Genomic DNA, 23,641 nt, shown 5'->3' with positions numbered 1-23,641 from the left:
CCAGTCGACGGTCCTTGCCAGGCCGCTGTCGAAATTCTCCTTCGGCGTCCAGCCGAGATCGCGCGCAATCTTGGAGGCGTCGATCGCGGCTGGACGCCGAAGGAGAATTTCGACAGCGGCCTGGCAAGGACCGTCGACTGGTATCTCGACAACAAATGGTGGTGGGGCCCGATCCGCGAGCAGCGCTACAATGGCGAGCGGCTGGGCCAAGGTCCGACCGAAAACAGTTCAATCGAAAGCAGCCCAATCGAAAGCAACCCGATCGAGAACGCCGGGAGCAGGAGAGTGGCCACGTGAGGCTTGCCGTCACCGGGCGCGAGGGTCAGGTTGCCGCGAGCCTCATTGAGGCGGCGCGGGGCCGCGGCGATGTGGAAGTCGTCGCCGTCGGCCGTCCGGTGCTCGATCTGGCGCGGCCCGACACGATCTTCGTGGCGCTCGAGGCGGCAAGGCCCGACATCGTCGTTTCGGCCGCGGCCTATACGAATGTCGACCAGGCCGAGGACGAGAAGGACCTGGCCTTCGCGGTGAATGCCACCGGCGCCGGCAAGGTGGCCGAGGCGGCCGCAAAGCTCGGCGTTCCCGTCATCCATCTCTCGACCGACTATGTCTTTGACGGCACCAAGGACGGCGCCTATGTCGAGACCGACGCGACCGCGCCGCTCGGCGTCTATGGCGCCTCCAAGCTTGCCGGCGAGCAAGCCGTGGCCGCAGCCAACCCACGCCACCTCATCCTGCGCACCGCCTGGGTCTACAGCCCCTTCGGCAAGAACTTCGTCAAGACGATGCTGAGGCTTGCCGCCGACCGCGACGAGATTTCGGTTGTGGCAGACCAATGGGGCACTCCGACCTCGGCGCTCGACATCGCCGACGCGATCCTGCATGCGGCGGCGAGGCTGCAAGACGACAAGAATTGCGCCGCCTTTGATGTCTACCATCTGGCTGGCGGCGGTGAGACCAACTGGAGCGGCTTTGCCCGTCACATCCTCGACACAAGCAGGGCATTTGGTGGCCCGCACGCAAGCGTGCGCGATATCGCCACAGTGGACTATCCGACCAAGGCGAAGCGCCCGGCCAATTCGCGGCTGTCGAGCGCGAAGTTTGGCAAAGCTTTCGGGTGGCGGGCGCCGCTGTGGCGCAAATCAACACAAGAGGTGGTGCGTCGCCTCCTGGAGACGAGACAGGCATTGAGCGCATGAACAAGCATTTTTTGGAAGACTTGGACACATCTGTCTATTCAGTTGAGTCTGCGACTTCCGAGAACGACAAGCGTTCTCTCTTAAGACTGCAAAAATTGGTCAGCGGATCGGTGGCTCAATACAGCTACCTTGAGATCGGATCGGACCAGGGAGGAAGCTTGGTTCCTATTCTCCGTGATCCAAATTGCGCGCACGTCATCTCCGTCGATCTTCGGCCGGAAAAACAGCCTGATGAAAGGGGGACCAGTTTTTACTATCCCTTGGACGGCGAAGCTCGGATGCTCGAGAATCTGCAAAGATGTCTGCGGCCGGATGAACTTGATCGCCTCACGATTTTCAGGTGCGACATCTGTGATGTCGACGTAGCCGACGTACCAAACATCGATTTGGCTCTGATTGACGGAGAACACACAAACACCGCCAGCTTCTCCGATGCCGATCGCATGCTGGACTTCGTCAATGGTGATTCGGTCATTGCATTTCATGATTCGAATCTTATCGACGACGCTATCCAAAACTTCGAAAGGATGCTCTCGCGGTTAAAGATCGAGCACTCGACGGTACTCTTGCCTGATAATGTCGGAGCGATCGGGCTCGGAAAATTTGCGAAAACCATAACGGAGCAACTAGGTCCCCTTTCTGCACCTCGTTCTGAATTCTTTGCAGACGCTCAGCTGAAGAGATGGATCTCAGTGGCGAATTCCATCAGGAATCGCGGGCTGCTCACGGATCGAACCGAAGAAATGAAATCGGAGATCACCGATCTGCGATCTCAACTGGTAAACGAAAAACGAGAATCAGAGAAATTGCAGCGAGAGCTGGAGGCCGTACGGCGACAGGTCGATATGCTCCTGCAAAGCACTTCGTGGAAGATAACAGCTCCGTTGCGACGAGGTGCTGGTTTGTTCAAACGGGGCCCGGTTCGATGAGCAGTTCGCGACTCACTTCGACTGACAGAGTCCGGATTGTCGGTCCTCGACGGAGGATAGAGATTTGCCTTCTGGGCGTTCGGGTGTGCAGAGAGGATCTTTCATGAGCGGAGGAATCAACGGCCGGAAGAGCCGGATTCGCAAGACGCTTCGCCAGTTGTATGACGAGCACGACGGTAAGGTTTCTGACAAGTGGTCGATCTACCTTGATGAGTACGATCGAGTTTTTTCCGATTATCGAAACAAGCCGGTTAGGATCCTGGAAATTGGAGTCCAGAATGGCGGATCACTTGAGATTTGGGGTAAGTATTTTTCAAAAGCCGAAATTATTATCGGCTGCGACATCAATCAGAACTGCGGTCTCCTCAATTTTGAAGACAGAAGAATTGGTGTAATCGTCGGTGACGCCAATGTTGAAGATACCCATCGCAGAATTTTAGAACGATCCAACACGTTCGATATTGTCATAGATGATGGTTCGCACAGATCTTCCGACATCATACGAACTTTCGCCCGCTATTTTGCTCATATTGCGGACGGTGGGACATTTGTCGTCGAAGATCTCCATGCCAGCTACTGGCAGGACTTCGAGGGCGGCCTTTATGATCCGCTTTCCTCGATCTCGTTTTTCAAGCGGTTGCTCGACCTGATCAATCACGAGCATTGGGGGCTGGACCGCAGTCGAGTTCACGCTCTCGCGGCCTTCACGGATCGGTATGAAATTGCATTCGATGAAGCCTCGCTCGCGTCGATTCACTCCATCGAGTTCCTGAACTCGCTCTGCATCGTGACTAAGCGGCCTTATCAGGAGAACGTCCTGGGTTCCCGTCACGTAGCCGGTCGCGACGCAAACGTTGAGCAAAGCATCATGAGCTTGGACGGCGCGACCGTGGAGGCCGCCGAGCAGGCTGCAAATCCATGGTCGCTGCGATCAGTGACGATCGAACAGGAGACCACGCAAAATCGAGAATCGGTCAGCCAACATGCTACGCGGCTTCGGGCGCTCGCCGATGAGATCGTGGAGGCACGAGAAAGGATAAAGATCAACGAGGCCGAGACCGCTCGCGTCAAAGCTGAAGCCGCCGGAAATGCACAAAAAGTCCAGGATCTTCAGGCGCAGCTTTCGGCAGCACATGCGGCATCCAACTCACTGCTTGTCGATCGCGACAGTGCTCGCTCGGAGGAGAAACGACTGCACGATGTCCTCGATGCCGTTTACGCAAGTACGTCATGGCGACTGACGCGACCACTAAGAACCTTGGGGCTTGGAACCAGGAGCACAGTAGGCAGTATTCGAAGAACGCTGGCGCAAAAGGCCCGTATCGCCTGGCACGGAATACCCTTGTCCGCCCGGACCAAACAGCGCCTGAAGGGCACGGCATTTTCTGCGTTCCCAGCATTTTTTTCCTCGACCAATGCGTATCGTGCCTGGAAGAGTTTTCAATCGTCGGGCACGACGCCGGAACTCTGGTCGAAGCCTGGCGCAAAGGATGCTGTCCTGCTCCCGAAGCCCATCTATGTCCCGCGCCTCGAGGCGCAACCGGTGCTTCAGAAGCCCGTTCGTGTAGTTGCTTTCTACCTTCCGCAGTTTCACCCAATTCCCGAAAACGACGAATGGTGGGGAGAGGGCTTCACTGAATGGACCAACGTCAAACCGGCGCAGCCCCAGTTTGTCGGTCACCACCAACCGCATATACCTGACGAACTCGGCTACTACGATTTGCGCGATGTCTCAGCGCAGCGCCGCCAGGTCGAACTCGCGAAGCTGTACGGCGTCGAGGGCTTCTGTTTCTACTTCTACTGGTTCGGCGGCAAGAGGCTGTTGGAGAGGCCGCTTGAAAACTGGCTGGCCGATCACAGTCTGGATCTGCCATTCTGCCTGTGCTGGGCAAACGAGAACTGGTCGCGCAGGTGGGACGGGCTCGATCATGAGATATTGATCGCCCAGGACCATTCCTCGAACGACGATCTTGCCTTCATCGCTGAGGTCGCGCCATATCTTCGCGATCCCCGCTACATTCGCGTCGATGGCAAGCCGCTCCTGCTCGTTTATCGCCCGAGCCTGCTTCCTGCGGCAGCGGAAACCGCCCAGCTTTGGCGGAAGTGGTGCCGCGAAAACGGCATCGGTGAGATTTTTCTTGCCTACACCCAGTCGTTCGAATCCGTGCCGCCCGAGCAATATGGGTTCGACGCTGCCGTTGAATTTCCACCGAATCGGTCGGCCCCCCCCAACGTCACGCATTTGGTAACGCCGTTGAACGACGACTTCGACTCGACCGTCTACGACTGGTCAGTTTTTTGCGAACGCAGCAAGAACTATGCGCCGCGCAGCTACAAGCTCTTTCGATCAGTCTGCCCCGGCTGGGACAACACTGCGCGTCGCAGGCACGGCGGCGGTGTATTCATCAACAACACGCCGGAACTCTACCGCACATGGCTAGAGAACGCGATTGACGACACCGTCATTCATGTCGAGGAACCAAGCGAGCGACTGATCTTCGTCAATGCCTGGAACGAGTGGGCTGAAGGCGCCCATCTGGAACCGGATGCCGCCAACGGTTTTGCCTATTTGCAGGCGACCCGCGAGGCGTTGGAGGCAGCGAATAAGAAATCCAGCCCCCGTATCGTGGTCGTTTCCCACGACGCTCATCCGCATGGCGCGCAGTATTTGGCTCTGGCGATGGCGCGCGAACTCGGAGCGCTAGGCTTCGATGTCGACATGATCGTTCTGGGCGACGGGCCGATGCTGCCACGCTTCGCCGAAGTCGCAACCGTTCACCGCATAGACCTCGCCAGTGAGCAACCGGAACGGGTGCTCACAAAACTCCAGGCAATGCGGGACGCCGGCGCGGAGGTCGCTATTGTCAATACGACCGTTTCTGGCCTCCTTGTTCCTGTGTTGAAGGAAGCAGGGTTCCGCACTGTCTCGCTGATCCACGAATTGCCGGGAGTCTTGCACCAGTACGATCTTAAGAAGCATGCGACGGCTATTAACCGGCATGCCGACAGTGTCGTCTTTGCGGCGTCGATTGTGCAGTCCGGGTTTGAGGAGTTCGTCGGCGAACCGCTGAGCAAGTCGGTGATACGCCCCCAAGGCCTATTGCGAAAGAACCCATTCAAGGATCGTGCCGAAGAAGCCCGGCGTTGGGTCTGTGAACAGCACGGTCTTGCTTCAGACACGCGCTATGTCCTCGCCGTTGCTTTTGTCGACCACCGCAAGGGGCCGGACATTTTCATCGACATGGCAGAGGAGGTGCTTCGCACGCATCCTGAAATGGCCTTCATCTGGATTGGTCACTTCGATGCCGGCATGAAAGAAAAGATTGCGGCGGCTCTCGACGAAAGGCGGCTGACAGAACGAGTGAAATTCGTCGGTTTTGTTCAAGAGCCGATGGCATATTACGCAGGCGCCTCTGTCTATGCACTGACCTCGCGCGAAGATCCATTTCCGAACGCGGTGCTGGAGGCCGCGGAGGTCGGAGTGCCGGTGGTTGCCTTTCGGGATGCAACCGGCGCGGCGGATCTTATCGTCGAAGAAGGCGGTCAACTGGCGCAGAATCTGGACGCCAACGATTTTGCGGCAAAGGTCCGCGAACTGTTGGACAGTCCGGCCAAAGCGAGCGGCGCCTCTGTGGCTTCAATGCGGCAGTATCTCTTGGATCTGCTTCACTATGCGACCGCGTTTCAGCGCGTATCGGTAGTCGTTCCCAACTACAACTACGCGCATCACCTCTTTGAGCGGCTGAACAGCATTGCGGGCCAAACCTACCCGATCTATGAGCTTGTCATCCTCGACGATGGCTCGACCGATGGAAGTGTCGACGTCATCAAAACTTTCCTGGCTGAGAGGCAGGAACTTGATGGTGAGCTGATCGTCAACGAGCAGAATTCTGGTTCAGTGTTTCGGCAATGGGCGAAGGGTATCGAGCGATGCCGCGGAGATGTCGTTTGGATTGCCGAAGCGGATGATTTTGCGGCTCCCGACTTTCTTCAGGAGCTCGTATGCTCCTTCGATGATCCTTCAGTTGTGGTGGCCTACAGCCAGTCACGCCAGGTAGATGGCAACGGTCTTGTCCTCGCGGAGGATTACACTGGCTACACCAGCGATATCTCGGACAGATGGTCTTCCGACTATGTAAGGAATGGCTACGAAGAAATCAGCGAGGCAATGGCCGTCAAGAATACGATTCCGAACGTCAGCGCCGCTATATTCCAGCGGTTGGCTCTCTGCAGTGCGGTCGCCGGTCTAGGCGATGAGCTGTTCGGCTATCGCGTGGCGGGAGACTGGCTTGTTTATCTCCGGGTGCTGTTGCAGGGAAAGATCAAGTTTAGCGCAAAGCGTCTCAATTCTCACCGCCGCCACATGAAGAGCGTAACAAGGGGCGAAACCGCCGTTACGCATTTGGACGAGGTGCGGCGGATGCAGGAACTTGCGCGCTCACTCGTGGCAACCTCTGCCGAGACCCGCCGAAAGGCCGATGCCTGGTTGCGACATGTCCGCATCCATCTCGGCATTCAAGACGTAGATGCGGCATGACACAAGTGCACAGACCGCAGTCTAAGCTGCGGAAGAAGGCGGTGATCCTTGGTGCTTCCGGCTTCATCGGCGTCAATCTCGCGCGCCGACTGGCCGAAATTGGCGTCGACCTGACCTGCTTCGCCCGCGGTGTGTCCGATTATTGGCCAATTGGCAGCCGAGTCATCCTTGGGGATCTGGTTAGCCCGCCTCCCGAGCTCCTTGAGGCGATGAAAGGGGCAGTTGTCTTCCATCTGATGAGCTCGACGCGTCCAACGCCGGCAACCGGCGAGGCTGTCGCAGAGATCGCGACCAATCTCATGGCAACAGTGGGTCTGCTAGAGGCCACCAAGGACATGGACTGCCGCTGGGTCTTTTCGTCCTCGGGCGGGACCGTCTACGGCCAGACTGATGCTGCACGGATTACCGAGGAACATCCGAACATTCCGATCTCGTCCTACGGCACAGTCAAGCTCGCGATCGAGCGCTACTTCAGTCTCTACCATACATTGCATGGTCTCGATTTCGTGACGGCTCGGATATCGAACCCCTTTGGGCCATACCAATTGGCAGCAGGGGGCCAAGGGCTTGTCGCGGCATTGTTCGATAGGATCGCCGGTGGAAGGCCGGTTGAGATTTGGGGCGACGGCGAAAATATTCGGGATTACGTCTATATAGATGACGTTACCGAGGCTTTGATCCTGCTCGGGCAACGGGGAAGGGCTGGAGCGATCTACAATGTCGGCTCGGGCCTTGGCTCGACAGTGAACGAGTTGGTGGCGAAAATATCCACTATTCTTGGCGTCCGGGCGGAAGTGGTCTATACCCCTTCTCGTGGCATTGATGTCCGCCGTAATGTGCTCGATATTAACAAAATCGAACATGAACTTGGCTGGCGCCCGGCCTATACTCTTGATGAGGGTGTCGTGCTCACACATCGCTGGTGGCAAGGCCAACATCACCTGGGCGGCCTTGCGACAGATAACAAGGGTAATCTAGGGAACGCTTTGTAAACGCCACTTGCATCTTTTCGTCACAGTCACAAAGCGCTGAGCCCCTGGTTTCACATTAGGCCTGCATCAAGCGCCGGAAAAAGGAACGTGGCCGCCTTTACAAGAAATCCGGTCGCTCTTGCGATGGCCGATCCCCGCAAACTGAACCATCCGCCTTCGGGTTCATGCCGCGGCTCAAGAAGATATCCCTCGTCGAACCCGGAGCGGAAATGCGGGCGGTAGGAGGGCAGCGCCAAACGCATCCGCTTGATGCATTTCCTGACGTTCTTCCGCGTCAACGGGTACTCGCCCGGCCCGCATTTAATGGTCTGCAAAAGCTCGAGAATTGCGCGATGCTGATCGGCGGAGGGACAAGCAATATTCACATGTCTCAATGCCTCGATCAAAGGGTAGGACAGCGATTCATTCCCGCCGGTCTGGCTGAAATCGAAACTGTCGCCCGACACGCCGATCATGGCCAGGAAATCGCTGAAAATTGAGCCGCCGACCCATTGCGACCGATCGTATGGGGCCAGAGTAATGTTCGGGATTTTCAGCCACGGTCGCAGCAGGTCCAACTGCGACGGGTCGTATGCGAAGGGTTCCTCGTTCAGCGGGCGCGTCCAATGTCTGTCATGATGACGGACCACTTCATTGAAGGCGGAGACAACGATATCACTTGGGTGACGTACATAAGCGATGACGCGAACGTCGTGCCCCTTAAGGCATGATAGCAACAGATCAAAATCTACTTCCGGCTCGCAAAGCATTTCCGAGCTGATGAGCACCGTTTTGTTTTCTGCCTCTGCGAGCGTCATTGCCAGCCGTGTTGGGCCATGATCGATCGACCCCGGCATGAATGCCATGGCCAATGGGTTGTGGTTCGGCCAATCGGGGATCGTCGGTTTGTAAATGACACCACGATCAGCAAGCAGCGCGGAGTTCCGGTGCAGGAACGATTGCAGCGCGCTAGTGCCTGTCTTGTGTACGCCGATGTGAAGGATGATCGTCATGGAATCGACCTCAGCGAAGGTCTGTAGCATTGATCATTGAAACCGCAATGTCATTAGGCAGATCGTGATCTTCCAACGAATCCAGGGACAAAAACAAGCCTTGATGGTTAATTTCGCAAAGTCTCGGCGCGCTCGATCCGCAGCATCCCGGCTCGCGAGCCACCATTAGCCAGGTTGCATCAGCACAGATACTTGGAACGGATCGAGTATCGATCGATCATGGCCTACAACCGTCCAACCCTGCCCGCGCAAAAAATCGATCTCGCACGAGATGTCGCCATATGTTTCCCCCTCGGGGCCGGCATGTGGCAGATAGGCAAACCCGTTCCGACGATGATCGGATTGCATCTTCGATGTGAACGAAGTGTTCCGAACGCGATCGATGAATGGCCAGAATTCAATAGGCCGAATGGTGGCCACGAACAGTCCGCGGGGCTTGATGTGATTGCGAAGCGCCGCGAGGCAGGCTCTCGCGGTTGGTGGCGCAAGGTGGGTAAACACGGAAAAAGCGAAGATCAGGTCGAATTTCTGGTTGCCGACGGGCAGGGCAGAGGGAACCCGTTCCGATTGGGCGAACTTGCCAGGTAACCGTGCCTCTCGACATAGATCGAGAGATTTGTCCCAGGCGTCGACGCCCCAAATATTGGCCGGGTCGCTGTAGTAGTACATCATGCGAAGAATCCGGCCATAGCCGCACCCAAAATCGAGGATTTCTGAGTCAGCCAGCGGTGCCTTGATATATCTTGTGAAGTTGTTCTCCAACTGACGCGCAAAGGTTGAAGTCTGCCGATAGAGGTCGAGGCCAGATGCCCCGGTCCAAGTCTTCTGCACGTCCTCACTGGCCATCGCGGGCAGTAGGCGGGACAGACCGGGATAGTCTCTGTTCGGCAAGGAAATCATAAAAAGCCCGAAATCGTCCAGACTCAATCGGCGCAGGAAAACGAGTGCCTCTTCGACGGTGCATCCGCCAACCGCGGCGCGTTCCGCAGCATTCAAGTGAGGGATGGCTACGGAAAACATGCTGGCCATTTCCTTTTGCTTGCCTCGTCTGAAGTCGTGTGCCCGTGTAGCACGCGCTGGATTTCAGTCAACCTAGGCAAGGTCAACTCACCATTGGTCGCAATTTCGTTGTCGCTATAGCCAATTTATCGCGCATCGACAGGTATTTAGCGATTACTTAAATGGCGGGGTTTCTCCCGCGCTTGAGACCCTGGCCAAGGCCGGTGTGGTCTAGCCGATGTGTAGCCGCCATCGCTTCGCTGAGCAAATTTCCCGCTGCTAGGGGAGGTTAGAAGTTGTAATTTCCCGAGCGAAGGTTGTTCGTGCGACTACAAACTGGGGCATGTTGTTGACGCGAACATAGATGCGTCCGATGTACTCCCCCAGGATTCCCAAGAAGATCATCTGGAGGCCGCCAATAAATAGGGTTGTTGCGATAAGCGACGCCCAGCCGGGCTGCATCTCAGGGTGAGTTATCTTTTCTGCCACGACATAGCCGAGAACGAGCAGGCTGCCGCCAGCGACCAGAAAACCGGCAATCGTGGCCAGCCGAAGTGGGTAGATAGATGATCCGGTGGCCATTTTCAGCCAAAGCGAGACCGACTTTTTGAGGTTGTAGTTGCCTTCGCCAGCCCAGCGTTTCTGATGATCGATATCTATCGAGGAAATCGCGCCCGTGGTGTTCAAGATCAGGCCATCGACATAGGTGTATGGGCCATCGTACAGCAGAATGGCGTCAGCGATGTCCCGGCTCAGCGCCTTGAAGGAAGAGAGATAGAGTCCGCGAGGTTTTTTTAGGATCGCTGCGGCCGCCCAATCATTGAACTTGCTGCCCCAACGCTTCCAGGCCGTGTGCTGGCGCCCTCGATATCGAGTGTAACAAACGTCCGACCCTGCCGCGATGGCTCCAGCAAGCTGGAGCAGGGCTGAAGGAGGATGCTGGAGGTCGTCGTCCATGATGATGATGATGTCACCTCGCGAAAACCTGAGCCCGGCCATAATGGCGTTGTGTTGCCCCGCGTTCTTGCGCAGCGAAACACCCCTGACAAATTGGTTTTCTTTGGCGAGATCTTCGATGATCAGCCAGCTCTTGTCCGGACTGCAATCGTTCACCAGCACTATTTCGAAGGATTTGGAGAGTTCGCTCACCGAAAGAACTCGCTCAATCTGCGCAACAAGTTCCGGCAGGACGTCCATGCTTCGATAAACCGGCACGACTATGGACAGAGCGATCCGATCTAGTTGTTTATCTACCTTTGAGGCGTCCACAACATCCTCCTACTGAGATGGCTGTTTGAAGGAAACGTCGACGTGATCGCAGTCAGGACCTGATCTGTTCTCGACGGTGATAGTCAGGCGTCCGTCTTCGGGTGGCAAATCGATCGAGACCTGATCCCCGGGCACTACGGGGCCGCTCCAAATTTTGCTCGCATCCAGCTCAACCCGACCTATTACCCCGTCGGCATTCGGGCACTTTTTGAGAACATCAGAACTGATCGAGAAAGCCATAGAGGTCGGCCTCTCGGCTACGGAAGATTCCAGCGGAATTGACACCGAGGTGGGCTTTGTTGCGCCAGGGTGGAGGAAGAGGTTGCTGGGACCCAGGGGCGCCACTGTGCCCCAGACATCGCCCAGTTGAGCTTCCCTGGCGGTGAACGGTATCGACATGGTGTGAAAGTAATATGCCGGCCAATCGGGATAGGTGGAGCCGAGAATATCAAGCAGTTGTTTCATTTCCGTGTTTGTCACGGGCCTTGTACGATGCAGCAGATATCCGGTCACATTTGCGGCGAGTTTGTAGGTCTTCCCGGTCTGCTCGAATGCTTCGCCAAATCCGGCGTGCTTCAACAGCATTTCGCCGGGAACCGTAATATTGGCCTGACTGCCGGGAGCTTGACCGCTACCGCTTTGCGGTGGTGTGACGGCTATCGCATAGTCCGACCGAAGGATTTCGAAGGGGAAGAGGTTCACCTTCGCAATGTGCGGCGCATAATTTATATGAGGGTCTAACGCGGGCGACAGAACTGCTACAAGCGAGTCCGAAAGCACCAAGCTTGAAGAAAAGATGACGACGTGCTCGTCAGGCTTCAGTGTGGTCTCGAGATCGTGCACCAGCCTTTCATACTCAGCAAGATTTTCGATCTTGAGTGGCCTGTTGTCAACTTGCGGAACGACCAGCCTAAGCGCTCCCGAAATGCTCGCAACCGGTGCGATGCTGACTACAAAAATTAGAACCGATAGCGCCCCAAATGGAAGCATCCTCCAGTTCGCGGGCAGCGCCAGGAGCCGACCAGCCGTCCAATCGACGCCCAAAAAGTAGATAGGGAAGAGCCAGAACGCGACCGGCAAGAAGTGATGCGGTCCAAGTTGCTGGGTTTTGGCGAAGATGAGGAAAGTCGCAACTGCGGCGCACAGGCAAAATAGCGCTTCGAAGTTTTTCCTTGCCAACGTCACAGCGAACCCGATGGCCATCATCGCCGCGACCCACGGCCCCAATCTGCCCCAGGCCATCCTGAGGTGAACCGATGGCGACACCTGGTACGAGTCGTAAAGATCGCCATAGGATGTCGAAAGCGCTCGCATGACCAGACCGGACTGGAACCAGAGCGATAGCGCTAGAAAGCAGACGCCCGCGATGAACAGTGCTGCCAAAAGGTGCGTCAGTCCAGAGCGGCCGGATCGCCAGTGCCGGATCAATCCGAACAGAAACGACACGACAAAAAAAACCACCACGCTGAATGCATACCAACGGCGAAAGAGGAACGGCGTCCAGACCAATACGCCGATCATCAGTCCATAAACCACAGGCCTGCGTTCCAGAAAATTCGATCTGAAAACGAGAAGAGTCGCCAGTCCAAGGGGGGCTAACCCAACGACGTCCAGCATGCCTCGGAGAGTGGGCGTCCAAAATGGGAGGTATGTGGCGGCGATCAGGAAAATCCAAGGAAGGGTGTTGACGGACGCCTTCGAAATTCGTCCACTGATAGCCGTTATGGTCAGTATTGCCGGTAGCAAATACGCTAAGATGATCGCGACAATGTATACAGTCCTACTGCCGCCGAACAAGGCAAAGAAAGGATAAAGCAGTATCGCGGCCGATGCATTGTAGTCGTCATTCCGGATTGAACCGAGCGCTCTGTGGAGCCAGTCCGAACCTGAGCCGATCAGGTCCCCGTATTGCTGAAAAATCTTCCAGTATGCGCCGTAGTCCCATATATAGCCGGGATCTTCGATATGTACGTACGCGGCACCTACGCCGATCAGGATCGGGACCGAAACCAGCGCAGTCAGGACCAGTTGCCTATTGCCTTCTGATAGCCTCATGTCCTAGTCCCGATACGACATTTCAATCCGTCGACGCTGTTAGGGCAGATTCGGCAGAAGTGGAACATAAAAAGGTTGGAAATGGCCGGCAGCGAGTTCGATGCGTACAGGACCACATACGCGGATGCCGTGAATGGTGCGATTTCCTTTTCCGGCCTGGACGTCGACTTCTTTACGCGCGCGAAGGCGGTCCGGCTGATTGATATCCTAGAAAGAGACATTGGCCCGGCGGATGCACTCTCTGTACTGGATGTGGGCTGCGGCGTCGGGAACTATCACGGTATCTTGCGCGGGAGCATCGGCCGACTGACGGGGGTCGATCCCTCATCTGAGTGTATAGCCGAGGCTGAGGTGAGGAACCCCGGCATTGCCTATGCTGTGTCGGATGGCAGCACCCTTCCGTTCCCGGACGACAGCTTTGATGCAGCCTATGCAATCTGCGTCATGCACCATGTTCCACCAGAAAACTGGAAACTTTTCGCTGCGGAACTCGCTCGCGTGACGCGGCCGGGAGGTGTCGTGCTCATATTTGAGCACAATCCCTACAATCCTTTGACGCGGCGTGCTGTTTCGAATTGTCCCTTCGATGAGGATGCAGTTCTGCTCTCGAAGGGACAGGTCATGAAGCATCTGCATGATGCCGGCCTCCGCGATGTCGACGGCCGATACATACTCAATGTCCCATCGATAAACGGCCCTCTGCGGCGGATTGACGAAGCATTGGGTTTCGTGCCGTTCGGGGCGCAGTATTACGTACAAGGCCGGCGTTGAAGATTCCATTCGAGAAAGTCCGGCAGATATTGACCTTCACGGCTGTGGGTCTCTTTAACACGGTTGCCTATTTTGCCTTGGCCAATGCCCTTTTATTTCTCGGAAGTGGCGAAACTATCGCAGCGTACACGGCCTACGCAGCTCTTTTGCCTGTCTCATTCATGGGTCATCGCCGATTTACCTTCCTGTCGGAAGGGCGCCTTGATACCGAGTGGATAAAATTCTGCGTTGTCCAGATCACCAACATCGTAATCATTGCCGTGGTGACGTATCTGTCTGGCGCCGGGTATTTCACGGGATGGCTGACATTTGCAATTATTAGTGTTCTCATCCCAGTTCTGAACTTCATAACGTTTCAGCTATGGGTTTTTGTAGAACACGGAAGATAATGCGGCGACTAGCGCGGACGGGTATCCGTCGCAAATTCGACCGAACGTTTCTCCCTGGTGTGACGGGTAGGATTAGGCCTTAACTGCTCCTTCGGCCCTCTTGGCTAGTTCCGTCGTCAGCGACTCCACCCGACCGCCTTTGAGTGTCAGTCTCTTCGTGCACACGCTTTGAATAAGACTTTCGCTGTGGCTCGCCAGAATGATGATGCCTGCCTTTTCCGCGAGTTCGTCCATCCGCCTTTTCGCCTTATCCTGAAAAGAGGCATCGCCCGCGCCGATCCATTCATCCATCAGCAGGATTTCCGGGTCGAGCGCCGTCGCCACGGAAAACGCGAGCCGAGCAGCCATCCCTTGGCTGTATGCCTTGAACGGCAGGTCGATGAAGTCACCGAGTTCGCTGAAGGCAATGATATCCTCCATTTTTTCTTCGATCTCGGCTTCGGTCCACCCGTTGATCAACCCACGCAGGACAATGTTCCTGCGGCCCGTCGCCTCGCGGCGAAATCCTATGTTGATGTTGAAAAGGGCATCGACCTTGCCCTCGATGGCCAAGGTTCCACCTGATGGCTCATAGATGCCGTAGAGCACCTTCAGCAGGGTTGTCTTGCCGGCTCCGTTCGGGCCAACAAGCCCCAGCCGGTCGCCTGCCTTCAGTTCGAAACTGATGCCGTCGAGCGCCTGCACAAATTGCTTTCTGCCCGAACCCTCGATCTTGCCACCTGTTTCGCCCAAGCGGCGGTCCGGAGCGGAAAGGGTCAGCTTTTCGTGCAGTTTGTAGGCCAGGCTGATGTTGTTCAGTTTGATAGAAACCATCGAAAACTCAGATTATGAAGACGACTTGCCGGCGATATCGACCAAGCAGCAACAACGCAACAGCCCACACGGCAACCGACACGATTCCAGTTACCGCGAAAGGATACGCCGGGAAGGTGCTACTGAGAATCGGGGCGCGGACAATCTCCAGGAAATACGTGAAGGGATTCCAGTGGTAGGCGTATCTTTGTACGCCATCCTGGCCGGCATATACCCAGAAGACAGGCGTAAAGAACATGCCGACGCGCATCAGATTGCCAACAATGAACTGACTGTCCGGAAAGAATGCGCCGACAAACGCGAAAACGGTGATGGTTGCGGGCGTGACCAGCAAGATCAACAACAGGCCCATCAGCGACCACAGCCAAGCAACAGTGAGCGGTGAGCCGCTAAGCAGAAGTATGGCTATGCAGCCTGCAATCGCGTAACCAGCCCGAATCGCCGATTGGACGGTAAGCCGCATTACATAAACAAACAACGGAAGTGTTGTGCCTTCGATGAAGCTCTCCTCGCGCTGAAAAAGCGCTACGCTCGTGGTTATGACTTCCATGAGGTAGAACCAGACCATGAGGCCGATAGCAACATAGGCAGAGTAGCCCGCGGCATCCTTGCCGGCGGGCTGGAACACGAAAACGAATGTGCCTACGAACGCGACATAGTTGACCAGGAGCCAAAGCGGGCCGAGCGTCGTGCGTCTGTGCTGGTCGCCGATGTCCTCGTGGGCAAGTGCGATCCACACCCGGTGCAACCTCATAGCCTTGCTGATGTCGTCGACGGCGCCGTTAAATACTGCAATCATCGCTGATGGTGTCGCATCTTTTGTTTCTGGGCTTGATGGCTTTCCGATGGCTGTGATGGAGCCGCCAAAGACCTCTTCCATAATCATTGCGACACCCATATGGCAACGCGCTGCGTCGTAGTGAAGCTGCCAGCGATTCGCAAAGCGAACATCGGGATACGCAGTACGATCTCCCGTTCCTTGACCAACCAGGCGGCGAGGTTCGCCGCCGATCCAAAGTACATCACGATGTCGGGTCTGCGGTCAGTCATCCGACGCGACTCGCAGACCGCGGCGGCAGGGCGACGAGCTCGACGGGCTGGTTGATGAACACATGCTTAGGCCCACACCGTTGGCGAAGGGCAGGCGCTGGTCAGCGCGCCGCGCGTGCCTGTCAGGCATCTGCAATCCCGTTTGACCTGCCGGACGGCAGGGGAAAAGTGCGGCACGGTCCGTCCAATGTCGAGGCTGAGGACTGGCAGACCTGGCGGTTTCCCAGCTATGACGAAGGGCCCAGGGCCTACACCGAGATCGTTCGCGAATAGGGCTAAGGGTTGTGTACAATGATGGATAACAGGCGCGATGCTGTTCGCCTCATGCGACCGGCGTTTCCTGGCTGCCGTTCCAGAAGAGTGCAGGGCCCGACGGCATCCACACCAGCGGCGGCGGTTATACCTGACATGTCGAACGCACGGGGGCTGAAGAGTAGGGGCGGAAAGGCTGCTTGTGACCTGTGCTGACTTTTCCGGCTTGGCGATCCATCGTCCACAGTGGGCTGGATCGGAGCGGCGCGTGCAGCGTTTCAATAAATTTCGTCCATGCCACCCCCGGCAAGTTGCTTCATCGTCGACTCCAACAGCGCTCATCGCGCACTTTAACTTGCGAAGCGACGTTTGATGCGATCGACCACCGCTCGTATTGGGGCGGATGCGCGCCAAGTCGTGCTGGACGTCATGGCGGCCACGCGGGCTTCCGCGTCCAGGCTTGTCTTTCGCATGCCCTCAATCTCTTCGATCAGCTTTGAGTTGTCAGAATGCAGGCGCTCTATTTCGGCATGGATTTTTGGAGAATGCACCTTGGTTATGTGAGACCATAGCTGCCGCTGCGATCGATCCAGGTAAGACTCCCGGTCCAATGCGTAAGGTTGAAGCTGATCCCGGACTGCAGACGCAAGCCTGCCGAGACCCATGACGGCCACGGTGTCTGGAAGGAACACTGTCTCGTGCATGATGCCGAGATGATCGAGAAAGCGTTCTGCATTAACAACCGCGTCTGCGATCAGGTTGGCGTCGTGGAAGGAAACAATGCAGTCCGGTTTCATAAGTGGCAAAACACCGACAAAGTCCGAAAAACAGGCCCTGTTCGTGTGCTCGCCGTCGATCAGCGCAAGTGTGGCCTTGGAGTCGACCGCGTCGGGCCGCACATCTGAGACGTCGCTGTCAATTGTGGTAAGTTTGGTCATTGCCGCCGGGGGAAGCCGATCCGACAGCACGGCGATCATTCGGGCAGCTGAGTTTTCGGGATAATGAAAAACCTGTGAGCGTTCGTCAGGCTGCGCCATGGGCCGCGGATCAACCGATATCGCTGCCTCGCAGGCCGGATCAATCAGGTGCGGGAAAAGGCTTCCGCCGATATGCGAGCCGACCTCAAGGTACACATAGTGGCCGAACACCGATCGAGCGAAGTTCTGCACCCGCAGGAAACTCGTGCGATCACTGAGAGTGCTCTCGGTCTTGACTTGGAAAACGGCAATGTCGAGCATCTCGATCATGGCCATCGCTTGATCGGCGATAGACATTGGGGTGGCTCCCTTGAGCAACGGGTTGCGGCTCACTGCACGGCGCTGTAGGTCAGGCCGTCGCAAAATGATTGTAGTTTCGTTGCACTTCGGCTGGATATCCGCAACAGCATATTTCGATTCGAAATCGTGACGTCTTGAAAGGTCGCTTGTGAACCGGCTCTATACGGATCTCCTGATCAAGATCATTGCCAATACAATCTACGGTTCTGGCTCGCAGGTGATTGATCCGGCGAAAGTCGGGGAGGTGACGCCCTTCAATCGCGAGGATCGCCTCCTGGGCCTCGATTGGCCGGCGATTGCTCATTCTATGGCGGGTGTGAAACGTTTGACGAATGTGCGTGACCTCGTCCAGCGAGCCATTGATGAGAACGTGCCTGGGGATTTCATTGAGACTGGGGTTTGGCGCGGTGGCTGCTGCATCCTCATGAGGGGAGTACTGGCCGCCAATGAAGTCAAGGACAGGAAGGTTTATGTCGCCGACTCATTCGAAGGTTTGCCGCCGCCGGACGCCGAGAATTTTCCAGCCGACCAGGGAGACAGGCTGCACGAATATCGTCAGTTGGCGATTGATCAGGCTCAGGTTGAATCCAACTTTGCTGCCTATGACCTTTTGGATGATCAGGTGGTCTTCGTCAAAGGCTTGTTCGGGGACACCTTACCTGACTTGAAAGCCGGTCCATTCGCCCTTATCCGGCTGGACGGCGATATGTTTGAGTCGACGATGGACAGCCTTGAAGCGCTTTATCCAAGGCTGTCGCCCGGCGGCTTTGCGATCATCGACGACCTTGCGCACCTGCCATGCCGAAAGGCGGTTGAGGACTATCGCGCGCGCAACCGCATCCAAGCAGAGATACACGAGATAGACTGGACAGGCGGTTGGTGGCAAAAGCCGATTGCCGACAGCTGAGTCATGTAATCGCGATGAAACCGAATCACGTGTCCATCGTTGTTGTCGCTTACAACATCACCCGAGAACTGCCCCGAACCCTGCTTTCGCTTGCATTGCCCTATCAGCAAGGCGTGACGACGGACGACTACGAGATCATTGTCGTCGACAACGGATCATCACCAGCCGTTCGCGAGAGTCTGGTCGCGGAATATGGGCCGAATTTTCACCTGCTGCGCATCGATGACGCATCACCCTCGCCTGTGGCTGCCGTCAACCGCGGGATACAGGAGGCCAGAGGCGACAAGATCGGCGTGATGATCGACGGCGCGCGGATCGTGACGCCCGGTTTGGTGCATTTCGCGCGCATCGGCCTGGACATGGCACCGACGGCAGTCGTGGCCGCGCCTGGCTGGTATCTTGGAAGCGATATCCAAGCCAATGCGCCTGCCAATGGTTATACAAAGGCCATCGAGGATTCGCTTTTGCAATCGATCCAATGGCCGGAAGATGGGTATCGGTTGTTCGAGATCGGGACGATGGATGAGTCGTCAGTCGATCCGTGGTTCTCACCTATACACGAAGCGAATGTCCTCTTCATGAGCCGGGAGGTTTGGCAGGCGATCGACGGCATGGATGAGCGCTTCAGCTGCCCGGGGGGCGGCCTCGTCAACCTCGACACGCTCGAACGTGCGATGAAGCTGTCGCAAGCACAGCTCATCCTCACTCTGGGAGAGGCTACATTTCACCAACTGCATGGCGGGGTGTCCACTAACGCAAGCGTCGAGCAGCAGCGCAAGAACTGGATCGTCTGGAAGGCTGAAAGGGATGCATTGAGGGGGGCAGGCGAGTTTACCTTTCACACCCCCTCCGCATTCGTGGGTTCGCTGCCTTCATCGCTTCTGCCGCACGTTGCCCGGGCGACAATTGCAAACCCATTCAGGGTCGCTCCAGCCACCGCCGCGGGCTTTAGGGCGCAATTGAAGCCGCCAGAAGAACGCGTGCCGGCGAACCAGACAGCAGCGACGCTGGTCGAGTTGGCCAAGGGTCAGTTTCAGTCGGGGCACTACCAGACGGCGGCAGACATCCTTCGCATGGCAAGCACGCATGCACCCGCCGAGCTTGCTGCGTCGCGACTTCTTTCTTCTGCCGGCATTCTTGCCCGACACAATCCAGTTCGAAACGCCGCCTATTTTACTGGGATCGGTGATGCGTACTTTGCCATCGGCGACAACGAAAGGGCTGAAGTCCAATACCGCAAAGCATTGGACCTCAACCCGGATACTGTGGGGGCCCATGTGGGCCTGGCCAGCACACGGATGTCCAGGCCTTTCTATTACGACTGGCTGGAGCGTCTTTACTCGGAGCTAGAACCCGCTGTCGTGGTGGAGATAGGCGTCTGTGACGGCGTATCGCTCTCCAAGATCAAGCCTCCGACTCTTGCAATCGGGATCGATCCCAATCCACGCGCCACGGTGGCACTCAGTGCAGAAACGCACATTTTTCCTGAGACGAGTGACGCCTTTTTTGATCGCGGCGGAGCGGATGCATTGCTAGCCGGCCGCCCGGTGGGTGTAGGGTTCATTGACGGTCTTCACACTTTCGACCAGGCATTGCGCGATTTTGCGAACCTCGAACACTACTGCGGCCCTGGCTCGGTTTTGCTCGTGCACGACACCGTTCCCCTTGACGACACGACGCAAAAGGTTCCGCCGACAACGCAATTCCACACCGGCGATGTCTGGAAAATGGTTCCGGCACTCAAGGCGCTTCGCCCTGATCTCGACGTATTTACCATTGCAACGCCCTGGACCGGGCTCACCGTCGTATCCGGCTTTGGCAAACGTAGATACGATCCTTCGTGGATTGTCCAAGCGGGAGAACGCTTTGCAAACATGGAGTTTGCCGAGATCGAGGCAAATCTTGGGGAAGCGCTTTGCCTGGTTGCAAACGAATGGGAGCCGGTGTTTGCGCGGCTCAGGACCAACCTCGTCGGTAAAGGGAGCAGGCAGCCACAATCAGAGCAGCTGGCGGTGGCAAAGTCCGAAGCCAAGGAGGCTACGATGGGCGGGTTCTTGCATCAGTACTTTTTGAACAACAGCGGCAAAGAGATCTACAAATGGCTGCACTATTTCGACGTTTACGAACGTCACTTTGAAAGGTTCAGAAATCGAAGGCCGGTCGTCGTTGAAGTCGGCGTCTACAAGGGTGGATCGCTCGAGATGTGGCGAGCCTATTTCGGCGAGGGCGCGCGAATTGTTGGAATCGATATCGATCCTGCATGCAAGGCGTACGAGTCCGAGGGGGTGGAGGTCTTCGTTGGAAGCCAGGATGACCCTCAACTCCTTGATCGGATCGTCGAGAAGTATGGTCCCATCGACATCGTCATCGATGACGGCAGTCACATGATGGATCATGTCATCGCGACATTTGAGCATCTCTACCATCATGTGCAGCCGAACGGGGTTTACTTCGTAGAGGACACTCATACGAGCTATTGGGACGACTATGGCGGCGGGCTCCGCAAGCCGGGGTCGTTCATGGAATTTGCCAAGGGAAAGCTCGACGAAATCAACGCTCATCACGCGCGCGGCGCGTTGCCGGCGAACGCCTTCACCCATGCAACAGACTCAATCTGTGTCTATGACAGTATTGTCGTCTTTGAAAAACGGCCGCAGGGCAAACGTCAGTCCCTCATGACAGGACAGGGGTAGATCGAGTTCCGGCCATGCTGGTGTTCCCTTGGTTCTCACATCGCCAAGCCAATTATCGGTTCTGGCTTCGGGTTTTCGAGAGTCACTTCCCGAGAGCGCGAGGTTAGGACTTCTCATACCACCACCGAAGCCGCCCGTTCTCTGCCGATCGCCCACATGAAGCCCGACCAGCTCGCGCCCGACTAAGTTCAACCTCTCCTACGAGCCCAAAGAAGGATTTTTCGGATGAACAAAGGGATCATGCGGTTGTAAAGTCGTTTTATCTCGGTCACAAAAGTTGCAAGGACTGAAACTTCTTCGTCAATTGCGCGCAGCAGGGTTTGGCTGCTTTCAGCGGCGGCAGCGCGCGAATTGGATTCGCCGAGCATGATCTGGCGACTCTTGGCAATTTCAAGTTTGATCGAGCCGACCTGCTCGCCCAGTTTCGTCAAAGAGGCGGCATTGCCATCCAGAATTTCGGTATTTGATTGCAACATCATCAGAAGCGCAGTTGGCTCTGGCGAGTCTGGCCATCCATGCAGCTCCTTTACGATGTGAAACCATCTCCGGCGCGGATGCGAGACACCAATCTCTTCAATCCAGGAGGCTGTCGCGAGGAATCGCGCGTCAGCGTTCGGTGCCTCGTCGGTTTGCATGGCCTGACTATAGATTCGAAGATGTTCCTCTATGAAATGCGCATCTCCCGCCACCCTTCGAAAATACGCAGAAACCGCTGCGGCATCGCCTGCGTCAAATCTGGAGATCGCATCCATCAGATTCTCGACTGTCGTGGGCTTGGCCAAAACACCGACGCCAAGATTCATTAGGCGCCACGCCTCCATGTTTGCGGTGTTGAGCAATCCCGCAAAGCCGCGTGCGTCGCAGACGACAACTGCACATCCCACTGCCGCCGCCTCGATTGCCATGCGGGCGGTCGCAAACACGATATCATAGCCAAGCAAATCCTGTTCGAGCTGATGCGAAAATCGGCCTGTGGCAGGCCCCAGTTCATCTAGTTCGATGCTATTTTTAGCGCAGGCTTCACGAACCGTCGCTTGGTGATCGAAGTTCTTCGTCAACAACAGCCCTCTCGCGGGCCGTGCGGGCAGTTGCGGGCGTTGTTTGAAGCGATTGAGATCAACCGCATTGTAGATGAGGCTTAGTTGATCAGCCGGTATCCCCCTCGAAAGGCACTTAAGCCTACACGCTTCGTCTACGGCTATCCAATGGCGTATTTGAGGATGAAGCATCGGTGCCTCGACCTCAAAGAAGGCACTCTGGCATGAAAATACGGCAGGCACATCAGGAAATCTGGCAAGTGCGGTCAGGCAGGGTGTCAGGTGTTGGGCATGGATTACATCGGGCTTTTCGACGATTTCGGCAATCCGATCTACAACATGATGTCCCCGTTGGCGCATTCTAAATGCCATATCGCCAAGAGTCGGAGCCAGCAGCATGGTCTGATGCCCGCCACTGCGAAGCCCGTCAGCAAGCAATTCAACAACTGCTTCTGACCCGCTATTGCGGGATAGGGACAGATTGGTGATAAGAACCCGCAACGGCGTTCCTTGCTTGTTTCGCAATGCCTGCAAACGAGCGACAGGCGGCAAGAGGGTAGCGTCTTAGTTTGAAGCCGTTTGCCAAACAAGCTGTGCAAATCTCGGAGGGAGCCATTGATTGTCTGACAAGCTAGAAAATGTTCTGGTTCTCGCGCATCCGGGACATGAGCTCAGGGTTCACCATTGGCTGGAGTGCGCACAACCCAGAGTCTACCTTCTGACAGACGGTTCGGGTGGTCGCCAAAGGGCGCGTACGCAGTACTCGCGTCACCTTGTGAAAGCTGCAGGCGCGACGCTGGGCGCAGTATTCGGCGATATTCCCGATGCCGTCTGGTACGAAGCTCTGCTGGCTGGAGAAACCGACTTCTTTGTTGATGTGCTGAGGAAAATCATCACGGATTTGGCAGGCGCGAAAAACGTTCAAATCGTGTCGGACGCAGTCGATGGCTACAACCCGATACATGACCTAGCCTATGCCTATGGACAGGCTCTCGCCGCACCGCTGAAAACGACAGCGAAAGTGGCAAAGCACCTTTGCTCCGCAGCGGTTCCAAACGTGGCGGGACCTATTGAACTGGAAATTCAACTCGACCACGCTGCCCGAGCGAGAAAAATGGCCGCCGTCGAGAGCTATTCCCCGCTCGCCGATGAGGCCCATCGGATACTCGAACGGGACCCGCAATGTTTCGACAGGGAATGTCTCATTTCCCAGCATTTTGATTGGGAGGGCTCATGGGCACCAGAATGGGAACTGATTGGCAAAGAGCGGGTCGCCGCCGGCATTTACCGCAGATGCATTACGTATAAGGACAATGTACAGCCCATTGCCAAGCGCCTGAAGCTTGAAGGTACTCGCATCTTGCACGCGGGATGATCTAGCCGGAAGTAGCCTTAACCACACGCACATCCAAAAAACCTCTGGCGGTACCCCCAACTCCGCGCTATGCGATACAGGTCGGCGGGGCGGAGGATTTGGCACATT

General features: G+C 56.4%; 18 protein-coding genes and 1 pseudogene. 10 read left to right on the top strand and 9 right to left on the bottom strand.

All coding sequences use genetic code 11. The annotated features are described in order from the left end of the window. The 5 genes and pseudogenes from EOA29_RS42720 to EOA29_RS01935 form a co-directional block, all read left to right on the top strand. Positions 1 to 297 (top strand): annotated as a pseudogene (locus EOA29_RS42720) (hypothetical protein); the annotation flags it as partial. Continuing rightward, positions 294 to 1,196: a dTDP-4-dehydrorhamnose reductase gene (gene rfbD, locus EOA29_RS01950; RefSeq protein WP_127220132.1), complete on the top strand. Its 903-nt coding sequence runs from the start codon at positions 294 to 296 to the stop codon at positions 1,194 to 1,196. The pseudogene EOA29_RS42720 and the gene rfbD, both read left to right, overlap by 4 nt. Next, the gene (locus EOA29_RS01945) at positions 1,193 to 2,125 is read left to right on the top strand and encodes a class I SAM-dependent methyltransferase (RefSeq protein WP_127220131.1); all 933 of its coding nucleotides are present in this window, start codon (positions 1,193 to 1,195) and stop codon (positions 2,123 to 2,125) included. Before rfbD ends, EOA29_RS01945 begins: the two co-directional genes overlap by 4 nt. A gap of 103 nt (positions 2,126 to 2,228) precedes the next feature. Then, positions 2,229 to 6,662 carry a glycoside hydrolase family 99-like domain-containing protein gene (locus EOA29_RS01940; protein ID WP_127220130.1) on the top strand — a complete coding sequence of 1,478 codons (4,434 nt, stop codon included), beginning with the start codon at positions 2,229 to 2,231 and terminating at the stop codon, positions 6,660 to 6,662. A 41-nt stretch (positions 6,663 to 6,703) separates the two neighbouring features. Beyond that, positions 6,704 to 7,654, top strand: a complete 951-nt coding sequence (locus EOA29_RS01935) for an NAD-dependent epimerase/dehydratase family protein (protein ID WP_189434612.1) — start codon at positions 6,704 to 6,706, stop codon at positions 7,652 to 7,654. Positions 7,655 to 7,704: 50 nt separating this feature from the next. Here EOA29_RS01935 and EOA29_RS01930 read toward each other — a convergent pair whose 3' ends face one another. The 4 genes from EOA29_RS01930 to EOA29_RS41090 form a co-directional block, all read right to left on the bottom strand. Next, on the bottom strand, positions 7,705 to 8,646 hold the full coding sequence (locus tag EOA29_RS01930; RefSeq protein WP_189434610.1) for a sulfotransferase domain-containing protein: 942 nt from the start codon (positions 8,644 to 8,646) through the stop codon (positions 7,705 to 7,707). A 165-nt stretch (positions 8,647 to 8,811) separates the two neighbouring features. Next, complete coding sequence (locus tag EOA29_RS01925; RefSeq protein ID WP_127220127.1) at positions 8,812 to 9,675, bottom strand: class I SAM-dependent methyltransferase; 864 nt, start codon at positions 9,673 to 9,675, stop codon at positions 8,812 to 8,814. Positions 9,676 to 9,924: 249 nt separating this feature from the next. Then, a complete protein-coding gene (locus EOA29_RS01920; protein WP_245468358.1) occupies positions 9,925 to 10,914 on the bottom strand; it encodes a glycosyltransferase family 2 protein in 990 nt (329 codons plus the stop codon). 9 nt (positions 10,915 to 10,923) lie between these two features. Continuing rightward, on the bottom strand, positions 10,924 to 12,969 hold the full coding sequence (locus EOA29_RS41090; protein ID WP_189478791.1) for a hypothetical protein: 2,046 nt from the start codon (positions 12,967 to 12,969) through the stop codon (positions 10,924 to 10,926). 81 nt (positions 12,970 to 13,050) lie between these two features. On the opposite strand from EOA29_RS41090, the gene EOA29_RS01910 reads away from it, so the two are divergent. Next, positions 13,051 to 13,740: a class I SAM-dependent methyltransferase gene (locus EOA29_RS01910; protein WP_127220137.1), complete on the top strand. Its 690-nt coding sequence runs from the start codon at positions 13,051 to 13,053 to the stop codon at positions 13,738 to 13,740. Then, complete coding sequence (locus EOA29_RS01905) at positions 13,737 to 14,129, top strand: GtrA family protein (protein ID WP_189434603.1); 393 nt, start codon at positions 13,737 to 13,739, stop codon at positions 14,127 to 14,129. Before EOA29_RS01910 ends, EOA29_RS01905 begins: the two co-directional genes overlap by 4 nt. Before the next feature lie 72 nt (positions 14,130 to 14,201). Here EOA29_RS01905 and EOA29_RS01900 read toward each other — a convergent pair whose 3' ends face one another. The 4 genes from EOA29_RS01900 to EOA29_RS01890 all read right to left on the bottom strand — a co-directional run bounded on the left by EOA29_RS01900 (position 14,202) and on the right by EOA29_RS01890 (position 17,518). Next, positions 14,202 to 14,942: an ABC transporter ATP-binding protein gene (locus tag EOA29_RS01900; RefSeq protein WP_127220125.1), complete on the bottom strand. Its 741-nt coding sequence runs from the start codon at positions 14,940 to 14,942 to the stop codon at positions 14,202 to 14,204. 7 nt (positions 14,943 to 14,949) lie between these two features. Beyond that, positions 14,950 to 15,828: an ABC transporter permease gene (locus tag EOA29_RS01895; RefSeq protein ID WP_245468356.1), complete on the bottom strand. Its 879-nt coding sequence runs from the start codon at positions 15,826 to 15,828 to the stop codon at positions 14,950 to 14,952. Beyond that, positions 15,825 to 15,992 (bottom strand): hypothetical protein, encoded by a 168-nt coding sequence (locus EOA29_RS41085; protein ID WP_189434489.1) that lies wholly within the window; start codon positions 15,990 to 15,992, stop codon positions 15,825 to 15,827. The genes EOA29_RS01895 and EOA29_RS41085 overlap by 4 nt, the downstream gene beginning before the upstream one ends. A 602-nt stretch (positions 15,993 to 16,594) precedes the next feature. Continuing rightward, positions 16,595 to 17,518, bottom strand: a complete 924-nt coding sequence (locus EOA29_RS01890) for a class I SAM-dependent methyltransferase (protein WP_127220124.1) — start codon at positions 17,516 to 17,518, stop codon at positions 16,595 to 16,597. Positions 17,519 to 17,669: 151 nt separating this feature from the next. Between EOA29_RS01890 and EOA29_RS01885 the strand changes: the two genes are divergently transcribed. Both EOA29_RS01885 and EOA29_RS01880 read left to right on the top strand, forming a co-directional pair. Further along, positions 17,670 to 18,428 (top strand): TylF/MycF/NovP-related O-methyltransferase, encoded by a 759-nt coding sequence (locus tag EOA29_RS01885; RefSeq protein ID WP_127220123.1) that lies wholly within the window; start codon positions 17,670 to 17,672, stop codon positions 18,426 to 18,428. Between the two features lie 14 nt (positions 18,429 to 18,442). Beyond that, complete coding sequence (locus tag EOA29_RS01880) at positions 18,443 to 21,121, top strand: class I SAM-dependent methyltransferase (protein WP_189478790.1); 2,679 nt, start codon at positions 18,443 to 18,445, stop codon at positions 21,119 to 21,121. Positions 21,122 to 21,309: 188 nt separating this feature from the next. Here EOA29_RS01880 and EOA29_RS01875 read toward each other — a convergent pair whose 3' ends face one another. Then, a complete protein-coding gene (locus EOA29_RS01875) occupies positions 21,310 to 22,659 on the bottom strand; it encodes a glycosyltransferase family 4 protein (protein WP_127220121.1) in 1,350 nt (449 codons plus the stop codon). 118 nt (positions 22,660 to 22,777) lie between these two features. Here EOA29_RS01875 and EOA29_RS01870 point away from each other — a divergent pair, with 118 nt between their 5' ends. Beyond that, positions 22,778 to 23,533 carry a hypothetical protein gene (locus EOA29_RS01870; RefSeq protein WP_245468353.1) on the top strand — a complete coding sequence of 252 codons (756 nt, stop codon included), beginning with the start codon at positions 22,778 to 22,780 and terminating at the stop codon, positions 23,531 to 23,533. The last annotated feature ends 108 nt before the right edge of the window (positions 23,534 to 23,641 follow it).

This window comes from Mesorhizobium sp. M1E.F.Ca.ET.063.01.1.1, from assembly GCF_003998155.1.
GTDB lineage: Bacteria > Pseudomonadota > Alphaproteobacteria > Rhizobiales > Rhizobiaceae > Mesorhizobium.
Note: the sequence above shows the minus strand (reverse complement) of the source record. Positions and strands in the feature narration are given on the sequence as shown.

What these genes read in the sequence shown, in the direction of transcription:
- EOA29_RS01880 (WP_189478790.1), top strand. Translation starts at nt 18,443, where the DNA reads ATGAAACCGAATCACGTGTCCATCGTTGTTGTCGCTTACAACATCACC.
- EOA29_RS01890 (WP_127220124.1), bottom strand. Translation starts at nt 17,518, where the DNA reads ATGTCTATCGCCGATCAAGCGATGGCCATGATCGAGATGCTCGACATT.
- EOA29_RS01945 (WP_127220131.1), top strand. Translation starts at nt 1,193, where the DNA reads ATGAACAAGCATTTTTTGGAAGACTTGGACACATCTGTCTATTCAGTT.
- EOA29_RS01895 (WP_245468356.1), bottom strand. Translation starts at nt 15,828, where the DNA reads ATGATTATGGAAGAGGTCTTTGGCGGCTCCATCACAGCCATCGGAAAG.
- EOA29_RS01900 (WP_127220125.1), bottom strand. Translation starts at nt 14,942, where the DNA reads ATGGTTTCTATCAAACTGAACAACATCAGCCTGGCCTACAAACTGCAC.
- EOA29_RS01910 (WP_127220137.1), top strand. Translation starts at nt 13,051, where the DNA reads ATGGCCGGCAGCGAGTTCGATGCGTACAGGACCACATACGCGGATGCC.
- EOA29_RS01930 (WP_189434610.1), bottom strand. Translation starts at nt 8,646, where the DNA reads ATGACGATCATCCTTCACATCGGCGTACACAAGACAGGCACTAGCGCG.
- EOA29_RS01940 (WP_127220130.1), top strand. Translation starts at nt 2,229, where the DNA reads ATGAGCGGAGGAATCAACGGCCGGAAGAGCCGGATTCGCAAGACGCTT.
- EOA29_RS41085 (WP_189434489.1), bottom strand. Translation starts at nt 15,992, where the DNA reads ATGACTGACCGCAGACCCGACATCGTGATGTACTTTGGATCGGCGGCG.
- EOA29_RS01925 (WP_127220127.1), bottom strand. Translation starts at nt 9,675, where the DNA reads ATGGCCAGCATGTTTTCCGTAGCCATCCCTCACTTGAATGCTGCGGAA.
- EOA29_RS41090 (WP_189478791.1), bottom strand. Translation starts at nt 12,969, where the DNA reads ATGAGGCTATCAGAAGGCAATAGGCAACTGGTCCTGACTGCGCTGGTT.